The following is a 13,157-nucleotide window of genomic DNA, read 5'->3' as shown; positions in this document are numbered from 1 at the left end:
ACGCCCGAACACGGTCACGCGGCCTTGCTCAGCGGAATCGCGGATCGCTTGACGCTATCGAGAATCGCAAGCATGTCGTCGATGATGTTCGTACCCGGAAACACGTCGCGCACGAAATCGAAGTTCTCCATTGCTGTACTCCCTCGCTGGAGTTGTTACGGGGCAGTTTACCTACGATCGATGACGAACGGGGCATTGCGGCACGGAGATGAGATGCACTCGGCACAATGTTCTATTTGTTCTATTTGTTCTATATTTCTACATAGAAATCGCCAGTATCATTGCAATACAAGACATTCTCGCTCATATCGTTTGGATACTGCATACTATTCTATTAATTTTCTATATGTTCTATTTTTGGGTATAATGGGAAAATATTCGCCCTGAATATAAAGAAGGGAGACCTCTATGACGTTTCCGGCAAATCCGTTCAAACCGACAGCCGGAGTCATGCCTCCGGTATTGATCGGGCGAGAATCGGTCATCGACGATTTCGATGAGGGACTTGGCGACGGCCCCGGCGCCCCCGACCGGCTCATGCTTATCACCGGACCGCGCGGCAGCGGCAAGACGGTGATGCTCACGGAACTTGGCAAAATGGCCTCGAAGCATCGCTGGATGGTTGTCGACGAGACGGCATCCGAGGGATTGGTCGATCGACTCATCTCCCGGATAGCCCCCGAGCCGAGCAGAATCGCCGGAGTCTCCTTCAAACCCTCGATCATGGGCGCGAGCCTTGGTGAGTTCAGCATCGCGCCGGCGCTCAGGCCGTCTACGTTGCGCGATGCCATGTCAGCCAGACTGCATTCACTCGGCAAAGGAAAAGGACTGCTCATCACGCTTGATGAGACGCAGGACGCCTCGATCGACGACATGACGGCATTGGCGACGGCCGCCCAGCATATGCTGCGGGAGAACGCCGAGGTTGCCTTCGTATTCGCCGGTCTGCCATCGCTGATTTCCGACCTGTTGAATGCCAAGGTGCTGACATTTCTGCGCAGGGCTTCCATCAAAGAACTTGGAGACGTGCCGTTGACGGAGGTCCGGGCGGCGTTCTCCTCCACGATTCGAGGATCGAAGATCGACATCGACGACGAAGCCCTAGATATCGCCACCGATGCGACCGGAGGATACCCATACATGATTCAACTGGTCGGGTATCACATGTGGCGTCATGCCCGGAGAAGGCATGACGGACCAGATGATGCCATCACCGTCGAAGACGTGCGCGATGGCATCGAACAGGCACGGGCCAAGCTTGGCGAAGGCGTATGTGCGCCCGTGATCAAACGACTGTCGGAACGTGCCGTCGACTATCTGGAAGCCATGGCTATTGACGACGGACCGTCCGCGACATCCGACATTGCAAAGCGCATGGGCGAAAGCATGGACTGCGCGAACATCTACCGGCAGCGATTGATCGACGAACACGTCATCACGTCGCCAACGCGGGGACGCGTGGACTTTGCGATCCCGTTCCTACGCGAGTACCTGCGCAGTCTCAAGCGTGGATAGCAGGAGGGCTGCTCGCTTTAGATCGCTTCAGCACTCGCCCCGAAAGGCGCGGGACTGGAGGGATGCGAAGAGTTCGTCGTCAAGGGCGAGCGCCTGCTCGACCTTGCGGCGGACCTTGTTCTCCTCACGACGCTGATTCATGTCGAGTCTGCGAAGGAACAGCAGGTAGGTGATCTGTTCGATCACCTCAAGGGTATTGGAAATACCGCCCGACCAGAACGCATCCCATACGCGGTCGATCTTGTTACGCACTTCTCCAGCAAGCATGGCTCCGTGCATAGTGAATGGGAGAGGATGAGCGGGGATGCCGCCACGCCTATCGCCGCATCATGATCAGCATCATCTTGGAAGCTTCCTCGGCGTAGACCGCGTGAGGCAGACGGGTCGGGAAGTGCAGGATGCCGCCCGGCACCAGATCCACGGTCCTGCCGCCGCCGGTGACCTTGAGATGGCCTTCGAGGCACTGCACGAGCACGGGCATGGCGGCGGTGTGCTCGCTCAGCTCCTGTCCCTTGTCGAAGGAGAAAAGCACCACGTTGGCGCCCTCCACCTGCATCACGGTGCGCGAGACCGTGGCCTCGGGCTGCACCTCGACCATGGGCCCAAGATCGTCGATGAACTCCATCACTATCGGCTGCTCGCTGGACGCGGTGGCGGTCTCGTTGCTCGTCGTTTCGTTGGTCATGTCTACTCCTTGTATGCTGTCTGTTGTTTTCCGTTTGCATGACGGTCGCATGCGACGCATTCGTCACCGTCATATTTCGTCTGTATTCGTACGATCGTTATTGTCACCGGCCGCGATGCCGGCATCCACACACCAGCTTAGTCTCCCATGAAACGTTCCGGCGGGAGTGACAGACGCCGATCGTCGGCACGTCAATCACGCCGCCGCGCCACGAACGCGATGCCGGTGAGCGCGTCCCCGTATGTGTTGAACACACGACGCATCTGCATCACCCGCGCACGCAGATCCGGATGCGTCAGTATGTTGCGCATGATGCGCAGCGCACCGGGTACTCCCTCGTCGGCCAGATTGCGACGTATCTTCAGTAATGCCATCGGTTCGGTTCCGGTCCACAGCACCTCGAATCCAGCCGATTCGAGCAGTTCCCGCCATTCGGCGGCAGTCAGCGGACGTGCGTTGACCTTGATGGCCCGAGCGAGGTCCTTGCGGATCGAGTCCTTGACGGATTCGTCCAGATCGTCCGGCGCGAGGCCCATCTCGTGAATCGCGTACAGTCCGCCCGGTTTCAGGATGCGATGCGCCTCGTTGATGATCGCGCGCTTGCCGCGTTCGGATTGCATGGTGAGCATAGCCTCGCCGATCACCACGTCCGCCGATTCGTCCGCGAGACCCGTTTGGGCGGCGTCGGCCCTGACGCACGTGCCACCGACGGATGCCACGAGCGGACCGATGATGTTCACGACCTGCTCGTCCCGGTCGACACCGGTGTATCCGGCAGGGCCGGCGTCCAGAATCAGTCGTGTGGTGCGGCCGAGGCCGGGTGCGAACTCCACCACGTGTTTGCCGGCGATCGGCATGTGCTCGAGCATGCGTTTGGTGAGCCGCTCCCCTCCGGGACGCAGTACGCGCTTGCCGAGTTTGGCCAGCACCCAGTGACCCTGCATATGTTCGGCGTCGCGGTCGGATTGCGGCAGCTGTGACTCCGCAATGACCGGAGATGCCGCGGCGTTGAGAGTTTTGACGACGACCGTTTCGGCCGCATCAGTTGCGTTGGTCAGATTACGTTCATTATTCACGGGCCCGAAGCATACGGGATCGATGCCGTATACAACAGACTGGTTTTTCACATCGGATTGTGGTAAGTGACGGATGATTTGGAGATGCCAGACTGATATGTTTCACGTGAAACATTGAGACAAGGATGAAAACGACAAGAGGTTCCGGTCGTTCCGTTGCGAAACGACCGGAACCTCTTTTAGGTGCGGGAAATCTGAGGTTTCCGGGGTGGAAGCCCTCCCCTCAGTCCGCCATGCGGCGGACAGCTCCCCTCCCTCGGAGGGGAGCCACCCCACACCTTCCTTCCCCTTGAGGGGAAGGTGGCAGCCGAAGGCTGACGGATGAGGTGACCCAGAAAAACAGCGGCCGGCACGGCCGTCCATGGCCACCACACCAAACAGCGTCAGGCTTCGAAGTAGCTGGAGGCGCTGAGGCGGGCGTCGGGGTTGAGGAGCATGGCCTTCTCGACCTCGTGACCGTTGTAGCGGCCGCCGTTGGCGAGACGCGTGCCGTCCTCGCGGAAGCGGCGGTTGTCGATCGGCTCGTACAGCGCGGCGCGACCCATCATGCCGTTCTCGAGGCGACGCTGGCCGGCGGCCAATCGTGCGTTGGCGCGCTTGCGCCACTCCTCGAGCGCCTTCTCGCCGGCGGTGTGGGCCACGGCGGCCTCGAACGCGCCCGGGTTCACGATCGCGGCGAAACCGCTCACGTGGCCGAAGCCGAGCGACGTGGCCAGACCGGCCTTGACCGCACCCGCACCCACGGTGAGCGGCGAGCGCAGCCACACCATGTGGTCGTCGCGGCGCAGCTTCGGGTCCACGCAGTCGAGCGACGCGTTGGCCGGGATCACGCCGGAGTTGAACAGCTGCGTCAGGCCGTTGACCTGGAAGATGCAGGCACCGCCCTTGGCGTGACCGGTGAGCGTCTTCTGCGAGATCACGAACAGCGGATTGCCGTCGGTGCGGCCGATGGCGTGCGCCAGCGTGTTGTGCAGTTCGGACTCGTTCGGGTCGTTCGCGTTGGTGGACGTGTCGTGCTTGGAGACCACGGCGATGTCGTCGGGCGTGACGCCCAGACGAGCGAGATCGTGCACGAGCTTCGAGTCGCGTCCGCCGAGGCCGGCGGCCAGTGCGCCGAGACCGGGGGCCGGGATCGACGTGTGTGCGCCGTCCGCGTAGCTGTGGATAAAACCGATCACGCCGGCAACCGGCAGACCAAGCTTGAGCGCGATGTCGCCACGGGTGAGCAGGATCGTGCCGCCGCCCTGGGATTCCAGGAAGCCGCCGCGGCGACGGTCGTTCGCGCGGCTGAAGAAGCGCGCGTCGATGCCCTTGCCGTACATCTCGGCGGAGTTGGCGGTGGCGTTCATGTTGCCGAAGCCGATCACCGATTCCACGCCGATGTCGTCGATCGCGCCGGTGACCACGAAGTCGGCCTTGCCGAGCGCGATCTTGTCGGCGCCTTCCTCGAGGGAGACGGCGGCGGTGGCGCAGGCGGACACGGGCTGGATCATGTTGCCGTAGCCGCCGATGTACGACTGCATCACGTGCGCGGCCACCACGTTCGGCAGCGCCTCCTGCAGGATGTCGGTCGGGATCTCGTGGTTGAGGAACCGGTCGAGGTACAGCTTGCGCATGGAGCGCATGCCGCCGAAGCCGGTGCCCTGCGTGCTGGCCACGAGCGACGGGTGGATGGACTGCAGGATCTCGGTGGGCGTGAAACCGGCGGACAGGTAGGCGTCCACGGTGGTCACGATGTTCCACAGCGCGATCTCGTCCACGTCGCCGACCATGGATGCGGGGATGCCCCACTTGACCGGGTCGAAGCCCTTGGGGAACTGGCCGCCGACCGTGCGCGTCATGGTGGCACGGCGCGGCACGCGAATCATGGATCCGGCGTGGCGGGTCACGGTCCATTCTCCGGACTCGTCGTCCTTGGCGATGCTCGTGTGGGCCTCGTCGAGCTTCACATATTCGCGGGCGACGTCCTCGCTGGGCACGGAGAAGGCGACGTCGTGGTCGAGGTAGACCTCGGCCTCTTCCTCATCGGCGCCGTCCTTGTAGTCGGCGCCCATGCCCTCTTCGAACGGGCGGATGCCGGAGCGAGCCACGACCTCGTCGTGGTAGCGTTCGGCGATGTCCTCTTCGGGGACGAGGTTGCCGTCGGTGTCGTACCAGCCGGGCTTGGGGCTGTCCTGCCAGGTGAGCAGTCCCATGTTCCACGCGAGTTCGAGGACCGCGCCGGCGGACAGGTCGACGGTGCCGTCGGGGTGGATGCCGAGTTCGGCTTCGAAGCGCGTGCGGCCGGAGCCCCACGGTCCGAGTTCGCCCACGGACACGATCACGATCTCGTCCTCCGGACGTGCGGTGACGTTCGTCCAGTCGGCCAGATCGACGGGCGCCTGGTGCGGCACGTGCGGGGTGGGCAGCGCCTTGAGCGTGGCGGTCTTCGACGTGGCGTCGGCCTTGACGGAGTCCGTCCTTTCATCGTCGGCGTGCTTCGCAGCGTCGGCCATGGCCTCGGCGCGCAGCGCCTTGATGTCGATCGGATCGTTGCCGAGTCCGCCGGTCAGATCCACGTCGAGCGGTGCCGTGACGGCGGCCGCACGCTGCTCCGCGGTGCACAGGCCGAGCAGCTTCTCGGCGATCTGCGCGGTGGAGTACGTGTGGATGCCGTGGCGTTCGACGACGTCGACCAGCGGGTCGTTGCCGCCCATGAGTCCGGTGCCGCGCACCCAGCCGATCTTCGGGTGGGCGAACGTGACCCTGTTGGACCACACCTTCTCGGCGCGGGCGCGGTTGACGATCGCGTCGAATGCGCTCTTGACCTCGCCGTACGCGCCGTCGCCGCCGAAAATGCCGCGGTTCGGCGAGCCGGGCAGCACGACGTGGAGCTTGTGCTGCACGTCGGTGTCGGCGCCGATGGCGGACAGGCCGGCGATCGCGCGTTCCACGCCCCACAGCATGAGGCGGGCCTGCGATTCGAACAGTTCGCCGGAGTCGGCGAGCGTGCCGCGAACGGGCGGTGCCGCGAACGGGAAGAACAGGCTCGGCTCGTAGGCGGGCTTGAGGATGGTCGTGGTGGCGCCGTTCACCTTCTTCTGCACGTTGCCGATCCAGTCGACGAGCGCGTCGACGTCACGGTAGCTGGACAGGTTGGCGGGCACGAGCCACAGGCTGGCGTTGCCGGCCGCATGCTCGCGGTACACGCGCTTGGCCCAGGCCTTGATGGACGGGCGGAAGCTGTGCGAGGTGGCGATCACGGTGGCGCCGCCGGCGAGCAGGCCGGCCACGACCTCGCCCGCGATGGAGTTGGCGGACACGCCGGTCACCACGGCCACGTCGTCGGCGTAGCGGCTGGCGGCGGCATCGTCGGACGCGGGCTCGAGCGCCTCGTCGGCGATGACGTCGAACGCGGCGGCGAGGATCTCGTTGCCGTTCGCACGGGCCTTGCCGGCGAACCATGCGGCCTCGTCGGCCACGGCCTTGCCCAGACCGCGGAACGAGCCCTCGAGCTCGGCCGGATCGTCGTGGTAGAAGGCGCGGGCCAGATCCTCGCGGGCGGACGCCCAGCGGTCGTCGAACAGGATGGCCTTGTTCGCGTCGAAGCGCGGCTCGACCTGCTTGGGCCAGTCGGAGCCGAGTTCGGCGTTCACGGCCTCCACGACGGCGGCGTTCTCGTCCTCGCCGGGCTCGGCCACCGGGACGGCCACGCCGAGCTCGTTCAGCACGAACCGGGCGGTGGCGGCGAGCACGCCGTCCTTGCCGGTCACCTTCTCGGCGAACGCGTCGAGCGCTGCGGAGTCGACCACGGCACCGCCGGCCGCACCACCGGCGGACGGCTTGGAGACGGCCACGCCCTTGGTCTGGCCGACCAGCATCACCGCGTCGTCGATGAGCTTGTCGGCGGCGGCGGCGTTGGCCACGGCGCCGGTGGGCAACTTGGCCAGATCGTCGCCGCGGGAGCTGGAGCCCTCGCGGGTGTCGAGCAGCAGGGCGGCGGTCACGGCCGCCACCCAGCCCTCGCCGAGCTGCCAGACGTTGGTCACGCGGTCGCGGATGTGAGCGGGCTTGACGCCGGCCGCGCCGAACAGCGAGCGCAGACGGTCGCGGATGGCTTCGGAGAGCACCGGGCCGAACGGCTTGTAGTTGGGGGCCACCTTGTTCACGATCTGTGCGAGCTGGGTGAGCGTCGCCTCGGCGGCGCCGTCCACGCTGGCCACGCCCAGTTCGGAGCTGATGTCCATGAGCAGCTGGTTGCGGCGGGAGGATACGCCGTTGGTGAGCGTATCGGTGGTGTCGTTCGCGCCGATCTGGTCGATGCGCACCTTGGTGGAGTAGGCCATGAGCACGCCGATGGCGTCGGACGCCTTGAACGGCAGGTCGTCTACCGGGCCGGCGGGCGCGGAGCCGAGCTGCGCGACGGCGGAGTCGGCGGCGGGCACGGCAGCCAGGGCCGGAGCGGGCGCTTCCGTAGCTGCGATGGCTCCGCCATCGCGTTTCGCGCTCGATGCATCGCGCGAAACGTCGCCGGCGGCAAGTCCACCGGACTTGCCTTCCTCCGGCTCCACGGATTCGTCCTCGCTTACCAGCGAGTCCGAATCCGTCATATATACACGTCCCTCGTCGCGGCCCACGTTGTACACGGTGACGTGACGGTGCTTGAAGTCGGGCAGACGCAGGGTCTTGGCGCCGAGGTTAGCGAGCGTCGGAGCGTTGCCGAGGCCGACCTCCACGTACTCCTCCACGCCGAGCCCGTTGTGCGCGGCGTCGCCGAACAGCAGCGCCTGGGTCTCGATCCAGCGCACCGGGGAGGCGAACTGCCAGCTGAGCAGTTCGGTGAGCAGCAGTCGACCGAGCTTCTGGTCGTCGGCGGCGTAGGAGTCCCACACGGCCGGGTCGTCGAGCGCCTCCTTGATGCGCTCGGACGGCACGACCTCGAGGATCTTCGCGGCGAATTCCTTGGTCATCTCGAACGGCACGGCCACGAGGTTCGGAATGTAGCGTCCGACCAAGCGTCCACGGTAGTCGATGTGCTTGGGCAGCAGCGCGTCGAGCTTGTCGCGGAACTCGGGCACGCCCTTGCGCAGCAGCGTGGAGTGGAACGGCACGTCGATGCCGGGCACGAGCATGAACGCCGGCTTGCCGCCAGCCTCCTTGGCGCGGCGGTTCGCGTCCTCCTTGAGGTACTTGAGTCCGGCGATCGTACCGGCCACGGCGTACTGGGCGCCGGCCAGATTGTAGTTGACGATCTGCAGGAACTCGCCGCATTCCTTCGACACCTGCTCCACGTAGGCCTTCACGCCGGAGTCACCCACGCCGAACTGGTTCGGACGCAGCGCGCCCATGCGGTAGTTGGAGCGACCCTGCGCGTCGCGCTCGATGAGGTGGTGCATGGTGGAGCCGCGGTGGAACACGAGCTCAAGCACGGTCTCCAGCGGGATGATGTCGGCGAAGGAGCTCAGCGCGTTGTACTCGCCCAGCGAGTGGCCGGCGAAGTAGGCGGGCCAGATATCGCTGCCAGCCTCGCGCAGACGCGCGGTCTGGGCGAACGCCACGGTGGCGAGTGCCACCTGCGTGAACTGGGTGAGGTTGAGCAGTCCTTCGGGGTGGCGATAGGTCACGCCGTTGGCGGTGAGCTCCTTGGGGTTGTCACGCACCACGGCGAGGATCGAGAAGCCGAGCTTGCTGCGGGTGAGCTTGTCGGCGCGCTCCCACACCTCGCGGGCGGCCGGGGACTTGGCGCGCTCGTCGAGCACCATGCCCTGCTTCTGGATGCCCTGGCCGGGGTACACGAACGCAGACTTGGGTGCGCGGACGATCGCTGTTCCACGTGAAACAATCTGACCATCGATACGGCTGGTCACTTCGAGCACCATGCCGCCGTGGTTCACCTTGCCCACGCGTTCCACGGAGATCTCGACCTCGTCGTTCAGCTGGACCATGCCGTACATGTTGTACGTCCAGCCGGCGATCTCGTAGTGCGCGCCCTTGTCGTCGGTGGCCTGCACGGCGTGCTGGGCGGTGGCGGACAGCCACATGCCGTGCACGAGCGGGGCGGCCAGACCGCTCACGGCGGCGCCGCGGTGCGACGTGTGGATCGGGTTGAAGTCGCCGGACGTGCGCGCGAACGCGGTCATTTCGCCGGGGGCGGTGACCTTCGCGCGGCGCAGCAGACGACGCGGGGTGTCGAGCACATCGGCGTCGATGCCGCCGTAGTCGGGCGCCTCGGGCGGCAGCGCGTCGGAGTAGGCGCGGCCGCGGATGGCGAAGCGCTCGGTCTCGCGGGCGAGCAGCGTGCCGTCAGCGGCGGCATGGTTCACGTGGATCGTGACCACGCGGCCGGACGCGGACTCGAAGTAGTCCTCAGCCCAGCTGGTGAGCGCGATCGTCTCGCCGGTATGCTTCAGCAGCTCGTCCTCGGTCACCTCGAGCTCGATCAGATGGTCCAGGTGCACGGCGTTGAGCAGGCCCTCGATCACCGGGAAGCCGTTGACGTACACCGAACCGAGCGCCGCGTAGATGGCCGGCCATGCCGGTCCCACCAGCGCGTCGGGCGCGATGCGCGACGCCATCAGACTGGCCGGCAGCGCGCCGCCGGTGGCCGCCTCATGGTCGAAGCCGAGATTGGCGGACAGCGTATACGTGGCGTGCGCCAGACCGAACGGATACGCGGACTTGTCGTCCTGCTCCTCGATCGTCGGCATGGCGGTCAGCTTGTCGCCGGTAATGGCGGTGTTGCCGACGCCGGCCGTGGCGGCGAGCATGGCGTACACGTGCTTCGGCAGCGTCTCGCGGTCCACCACGGGCAGACGGCCCGGCTCGGAGCCGTCCACGAGCAGCGGGATCACGATGTCACGCACGGCGTGCTTGCTCACACCGCCGTCGGGATCGTTGTCCCAGTAGGTGTCCAGATGAATGTCGAGATCGAACAATTCGCCGCGGTCGGTGTCGGCCACCTTGCGGATCTCGTAGTACTTGTCTCCGTTCGGCGTGCCGTACGCCGGGTTGGCCATGAGATGACCGACCCAGGAGATGTTCGGGCTCTTGCGGATGAACTCCTCGGCGGACGCGGCCTCGCCCAGCTGGGAGAAGGCGTCAGTGTCAGCCTCGGCACCGGCGGCGTTCACGCGCTCGACCATCGCATGCTCGAAACGGCCGAGGATGTCGGCGATCGGCTCGTCCACCGTCGTCACGCCGGCCACGGAGATCGGGCCGGGAATGATGCGCACGGAATCGGCGGAATAACGCGAGTCCTCCGACTGCCACAGCTGATCCTGACCCCACCAGCGCAGCAGATCGTTGTCGATCACCGGCACAAACGGCATCGGCTTCGGATACTCGCGCACCAGCACCGGGAACCACGCCACGTCGGCCGGCACCACGGTGATCTCGCCGGCCTGCGGATAGGCGTCGGCCAGACGCTCGATCGCCGCGGTCGGATCGGACTCCACATCCTCACGCGAGGCAAACAGCGACTCGAACTCGCCGGAATCCTGCGCACTCACACGCGCCTCAATACGCTGCAGCAGGTGCAGGAAACGATCGGCGTACGTGTCGTCCACCCACGGGAACGAGAGCTCGGCGAAACGACGAGCCCAATCCAGATACGTCATGGTCTCCAGATCGCCGAAGTACGGCTTGGCGGTCTTGTTCAGCGCCGCGATGATCTCCTCGCGACGGCTGTCCAGCTCCTCCGGGTGCTTCATCACGCGCACCAGCAGACGGCCGCACTGCGCGGACGAGTTCTCCAGTTCGTAGATGTCGGCGTGCAGATGGCTCAGACCCGACGTCACGCCGCCCACGGCCTTGCCGGACGGCACCCAGCGCTCGCCGATCGGCGCGAACGGATCGGTCTCGTCCGCAGTGGCGGTGATGCCGGGCGTATCCACGATCATCTGCTTGACCTGCGGGCTGGTGTGCGCCTCCTTGGCGGTCATGGCGGCGGTGCCCACGAGCACGCCGTCGACCGGCATGAGCGGCAGGTCGTAGGCGCGGGACCATTCGCCGGTGATGTAGTCGGCGCCGCGCTCGGGCGTGCCGATGCCGCCGCCGGCCACGAGCACGATGTTGCTCTGCTCGCGCACCTCGGCGTAGGTGCTGGTCAACAGGTCGTCGAGCGACTCCCAGCTGTGGTGTCCGCCGGCAGCACCGCCCTCGACCTCGATGATCACCTTGGTAGGCGCCACGGCCTTGGCGATGCGGATCACGGAACGGATCTGATCGACCGTGCCGGGCTTGAAGCACACGTACGGGAAGCCGTCGGCGTTGAGCGAGTGCACGAGTTCCACGGCCTCGTCGAGCTCGGGGATGCCGGCGGAGACGACCACGCCGTCGATCGGCGTGCCCGAGGCGCGCTTCTTCGGCACGATGCGCTGCGAACCGAACTGCAGGTTCCACAGGTAGCGGTCCATGAACATGGCGTTGAACTCGACGGTGCGGCCCTCCTCGAGCTCGCTTTCGAGTCCGGCCACGTGACGGTCGAACACCTCGGCGGTCACCTGGCCGCCGCCGGCGAGCTCGGCCCAGTAGCCGGCGTTGGCGGCAGCGGCCACGATCTCCGGCTCAACGGTGGTGGGGGTCATGCCGGCGAGCAGCACCGGCGGCTTGCCAGTCAGGTCGCTGAACGCGGTGCGCACCTTGTCTCCGGCCGGCGTGTGCAGCACGCGCGGGGCGAAGCGGGTCCAGTTCTGCGTGCGCGCCGGATCGGACTCCAGCGTGGAGAGCTTCGCGCGGGCCTCGGTGGTGGACGCGTCGACCACGCCCACGCCGGTGCCCTGCGCCACGGTGGCGAGCAGCTTGCCCACGATCGTGCCGGGACCGAAGTCCACGACCCACAGCGTGGCCGGGTCGGTGGATTCCATGGTCTCGCGCACGCGGGCGGCCCAGTCCACATGGCTGAGCAGCACCTCGTCGGCGAGCGCGCGGGCACGGTCGGCGTCGATGCCGCAGGCACGCGCCCATGCCACGGCCTGTTCCACGGCGTCGGCCATGAGCGGCGAGTGGAACGGCAGGGTCACGTCGAGGTATTCGAGCGTGGGGTCGAACACGCGGCCGCCGCGCACCTTCTCCTCACGCAGACGGGCCTGACGGGCGTGCTCCTTGCCGACCTCGATCTCGAACGCGCCGAGGTCCTCCGGATAGCCGGAGAGCACGTAGTGGTTGGCGGAGTTGGTGACGGCGATGACGATCGGGCCGCGCGGGTTGACCACGCGGGCGACGAGCGCGTCGATCTGCGCGCGGGTGACGTTCTTCACGCTGAGCATCGGGGTGGCTTCGCCGCTGCGCGAGTTGAGCGCGATCTGGCGGGCCTGACGGGTGCCGGCGACGCCGATGAGCGTGGCGGTGGCGAGGATCTCGTCGATCTGGCGGGCGGCGGCCTCGAACGAGCCGGCGGCCTGGATGGCCTTGACCATGTGCACGGCGAGGATGCCCTGCGAGTGGCCGAGCACGGCGACGGGCTTGGTGGCGGCCACGTCGTAGCCGAGCGCGCGGGCGTCGAGCAGCGCGCCGAGCTGGGTGAGCGCGATGCCGGGCACGCTGGCGGGGGCCGCGGCGGCCGCGCCGAGACGGGCCGGATTGGCTTCGAAGCCGAACAGGTCGACCGGGCGTCCGGTGGTGGCGAGCAGGTCGGCGGCCACGGGGGTGAGCATGGTGTGGGCGGCGGCAACGTGGTCGTGCAGCGCCTTGTCGAGATCGGGGTTGGCCGTCTGGTCGGCGAGCGCGACGGGCCACGGAGTGCCCTGCCCGGCGAAGGCCAGCGCGTGCGGCTGGCCGGCGAGACGGTCAAGGAAGAAGTTGCTAGTCATTGATTGTTCCTTCGATCGGTTTGTTGGGTGAAGTCTGTGATGGATGGGTGGTCAATGGGAAGGGAACGTGAGGGGGTGCGAGCGGGTGACATT

Annotated in this window: 4 protein-coding genes and 2 pseudogenes; 1 reads left to right on the top strand and 5 read right to left on the bottom strand. The window is 66.2% G+C overall.

Annotated features, from left to right (window positions below; all coding sequences use genetic code 11):
* Window positions 1-408: 408 nt before the first annotated feature.
* The gene (locus Tam10B_RS07385) at window positions 409-1,515 is read left to right on the top strand and encodes an AAA family ATPase (RefSeq protein ID WP_093960604.1); all 1,107 of its coding nucleotides are present in this window, start codon (window positions 409-411) and stop codon (window positions 1,513-1,515) included.
* Window positions 1,516-1,542: 27 nt separating this feature from the next.
* Here Tam10B_RS07385 and Tam10B_RS07380 read toward each other — a convergent pair whose 3' ends face one another.
* The 5 genes and pseudogenes from Tam10B_RS07380 to Tam10B_RS13825 form a co-directional block, all read right to left on the bottom strand.
* Window positions 1,543-1,782: a type I restriction-modification system subunit M N-terminal domain-containing protein gene (locus tag Tam10B_RS07380; protein WP_093960603.1), complete on the bottom strand. Its 240-nt coding sequence runs from the start codon at window positions 1,780-1,782 to the stop codon at window positions 1,543-1,545.
* A gap of 49 nt (window positions 1,783-1,831) precedes the next feature.
* On the bottom strand, window positions 1,832-2,140 hold the full coding sequence (locus Tam10B_RS07375) for a cupin domain-containing protein (RefSeq protein WP_093960613.1): 309 nt from the start codon (window positions 2,138-2,140) through the stop codon (window positions 1,832-1,834).
* Between the two features lie 251 nt (window positions 2,141-2,391).
* Window positions 2,392-3,276 carry a class I SAM-dependent methyltransferase gene (locus tag Tam10B_RS07370; protein ID WP_233133644.1) on the bottom strand — a complete coding sequence of 295 codons (885 nt, stop codon included), beginning with the start codon at window positions 3,274-3,276 and terminating at the stop codon, window positions 2,392-2,394.
* Window positions 3,277-3,659: 383 nt separating this feature from the next.
* Window positions 3,660-7,646, bottom strand: a pseudogene (locus Tam10B_RS13830) (beta-ketoacyl synthase N-terminal-like domain-containing protein); the annotation flags it as partial.
* Between the two features lie 186 nt (window positions 7,647-7,832).
* Window positions 7,833-13,064, bottom strand: a pseudogene (locus Tam10B_RS13825) (fatty acid synthase subunit beta domain-containing protein); the annotation flags it as partial.
* Window positions 13,065-13,157: the final 93 nt, after the last annotated feature.

Origin of the sequence: Bifidobacterium vansinderenii (assembly GCF_002234915.1) — a bacterium.
In the GTDB taxonomy this organism is placed as follows: Bacteria; Actinomycetota; Actinomycetes; order Actinomycetales; family Bifidobacteriaceae; genus Galliscardovia; species Galliscardovia vansinderenii.
The sequence above is the reverse complement of the archived record's forward strand: the minus strand, read 5'-3'. Positions and strand labels throughout refer to the sequence as shown.

Excerpts from the sequence above, each read along its gene's own strand:
- Tam10B_RS07375 (WP_093960613.1), bottom strand. The coding sequence starts at position 2,140 with ATGGAGTTCATCGACGATCTTGGGCCCATGGTCGAGGTGCAGCCCGAG.
- Tam10B_RS07380 (WP_093960603.1), bottom strand. The coding sequence starts at position 1,782 with ATGCTTGCTGGAGAAGTGCGTAACAAGATCGACCGCGTATGGGATGCG.
- Tam10B_RS07385 (WP_093960604.1), top strand. The coding sequence starts at position 409 with ATGACGTTTCCGGCAAATCCGTTCAAACCGACAGCCGGAGTCATGCCT.